We start from the raw sequence: 2,250 nt of genomic DNA on the forward strand, positions 1-2,250 counted from the left end.
TACTTTGATCGCCTTGGCATGCCTCGCCTCACATAACCTCAACTACTCGAACCGCCCGGTGCGGACCCGCATGCCGGGTGGTGTGGCAGGGGAGCAGCTATATTTAGCTGCCCCCTATGCCGATGTCTGGACGTGTTGCGCGGCAGATTGTGCGCGCTTGTTTCTTGCCCAGGCGCCGAGGAGCAGCAACACGGCGGTGCTGACCAGGAGCGAGACGGTAAGCAGCCCTTTCGAGGCAGGGGTAATCGATGCCATGTGCTGCAAAAAGTTCAGGGAGGCCAAGCCTGACAACAAGGCCGTTGCCAGCGCCAATGCGGCGGCAACGAACAGCAGAATCAAAAGACGCATCGCTTCCTTCATACGTGGTGAACTGTTCTCGTTCAAGGTGCCAGCCGCGCACCGGGATGTTCAGTGTTCATGTGGACCGACATTTTTTCCAGGGCCGGCAGTGATATCCCCATGGAAATGGTACCAGCGTCGACTTTACAGCGGCACGATTCCCTTTCATTCGCAGGCCCGACGATTAATCCGTACAACTCAACCGACGGCGATGCACGCGCTCGGTGGCGTCACTTATGTTCGTCTTGGCCCGGATTTGACCTTGAATACGGCGCAAGGCTGGGAAAGAAAATAGCTCACACGTGTTGATTTCCCAAATTTCTCCGCTTGAAGTATTGACAGAGAATAGTCCGATGGTTTCGAGCGCCCCCGCGTTCCGATTAGCATAAATTAAGCCGAAATCGGCGTAACCAGGATGTGGGGAGTTTCCTTTGGCATTGGTCAAGGACCATCAAAAAACATGCCGCGTTTGGTGACGTTATAACCCGCATGCTTTAGCGTAAAAATGAGGAGTTGCTTGGCCTGCTTGGGTTTTAATCCTTTGGCTTGCACTTCCCCGAGTTGAATCGGTGAAGCGTCTTTTGCCGATACCGTTGATATCGCTAAAAAGAGCGACAGCACGACTACACTCTGAAACAGTTTTAACATGTTAATCGCATTTTGCAATGTTAATAATATCAACCGGAAACAAAAAATTTGCATGCGAGCCATGTTGGCGCTTCTTCTGACGTCGTCGAAAGAGACGCCAGCAGGAACCAGTCGTTACAGTCTCGCTCCTGACAGAGGACACTTCTTCTTCGGCGGTCTTTTTCGTTGTGACGCCGTTAGTCGGTACAGCCAAATCCCCTGCGTGCTACACGCTCGTCATCTAAAGTTTTTTTAGTTTTGGCCCTGATCTCATGTTGAATACGTTGTAATGCGGGAAAAGAAAAATTCTCACATGTGTGGGTTTCCCAGACATCTCCGGTTAACGCACTGACGGAATACATTCCCCAATATGCGATCGCGCCCGCATTTGGATCGCTGTAGCCTAAGCTGAATTCAAAATATCCGGGATGATACGGCTTTCCTTTGTCATTGATCAGGTCCTCAATAAAAACACCAGGTTTGCGCAAATTGAATTGATTTTGCTTGAGAACAACGATAAGCACTTGTTTGGCTTGCTTTTGAGTTAAGCCGTGAGCTTGTATCCGGCCAAGTTGAACGGATGTTGCGCTCGTGGCGACCCCACTCGATGTCGCCAAAAAAAAGGCAATCAGAAGTCTATGATGCAATTTGCTCAGCACGACCTGCGTCCTTTTACTGCATTAATAATACTTACCAAATAGGGGACGAAATTCGCACGGCCGCCGTCTTCCGCCTTTCCGGTATTAAATCTGACCGCAACCAATGCTTGTGCAAAGGCAAGAGGATCCGTCTTGCCTTTTACGGCGTGCCCGAATCGACTTTCAAAGGATTCTGCACAGTCCTTAAATTTTGAAAACTTGGCTACTTTGATTTTTTTATTATCCTTTGGATGTTCGGCGCCAATCTGTAAAGGTGCCGGAGCATGCATGGAGAAGTAGTTTTTGAGGTCTACAGCAATACGCCCTTTTCCATATTGGCTTTCTTGTGCCGCCAAACCGAGAATATTCTCGATAGGAACCTCCAACCGTTCTGCAACCTTCACGCAATCCTTTTCGAAGGCTTTAACAAAACCAACAGCGTCAAGATCATTGCATAGATTTTTTGCCAAAGAAACCTCCAATAAATGTAATATTAAGAACAATATTAATTGTACACTAAAAGTAACTGTTTAGCCCTGACCGTTGTAAACGCGCAATTGTAAACATTCCGATATCCGGGCATGATGCCGGTCATGGTAAAACTTGCCCCTCTTCCCGACCTCTCGACTCTCTCGCATCCCGAAAA

The 2,250-nt window shown here is 48.8% G+C and carries 5 protein-coding genes; 1 reads left to right on the forward strand and 4 read right to left on the reverse strand.

Annotated features, from left to right (window positions below; all coding sequences use genetic code 11):
- A partial coding sequence (locus tag F1735_RS35955; protein WP_222853160.1) for a hypothetical protein occupies positions 1-634 on the forward strand: 634 nt, incomplete at its 5' end.
- Here the strand turns inward: F1735_RS35955 and F1735_RS38370 are convergent.
- From F1735_RS38370 to F1735_RS33080, 4 genes are all read right to left on the reverse strand, one after another.
- On the reverse strand, positions 524-784 hold the full coding sequence (locus tag F1735_RS38370; RefSeq protein WP_373888627.1) for a hypothetical protein: 261 nt from the start codon (positions 782-784) through the stop codon (positions 524-526). The two genes, F1735_RS35955 and F1735_RS38370, sit on opposite strands and share 111 nt — an antisense overlap.
- Positions 781-1,050 (reverse strand): hypothetical protein, encoded by a 270-nt coding sequence (locus F1735_RS35560; RefSeq protein WP_187364425.1) that lies wholly within the window; start codon positions 1,048-1,050, stop codon positions 781-783. The genes F1735_RS38370 and F1735_RS35560 overlap by 4 nt, the downstream gene beginning before the upstream one ends.
- A 113-nt stretch (positions 1,051-1,163) precedes the next feature.
- Complete coding sequence (locus F1735_RS33075; RefSeq protein ID WP_222853161.1) at positions 1,164-1,625, reverse strand: hypothetical protein; 462 nt, start codon at positions 1,623-1,625, stop codon at positions 1,164-1,166.
- The gene (locus tag F1735_RS33080) at positions 1,619-2,074 is read right to left on the reverse strand and encodes a glucosaminidase domain-containing protein (RefSeq protein ID WP_167241178.1); all 456 of its coding nucleotides are present in this window, start codon (positions 2,072-2,074) and stop codon (positions 1,619-1,621) included. The genes F1735_RS33075 and F1735_RS33080 overlap by 7 nt, the downstream gene beginning before the upstream one ends.
- Between the last annotated feature and the right edge of the window lie 176 nt (positions 2,075-2,250).

This window comes from Massilia genomosp. 1 (genome assembly GCF_011682185.1).
Lineage (GTDB): Bacteria > Pseudomonadota > Gammaproteobacteria > Burkholderiales > Burkholderiaceae_D > Telluria_A > Telluria_A rubra.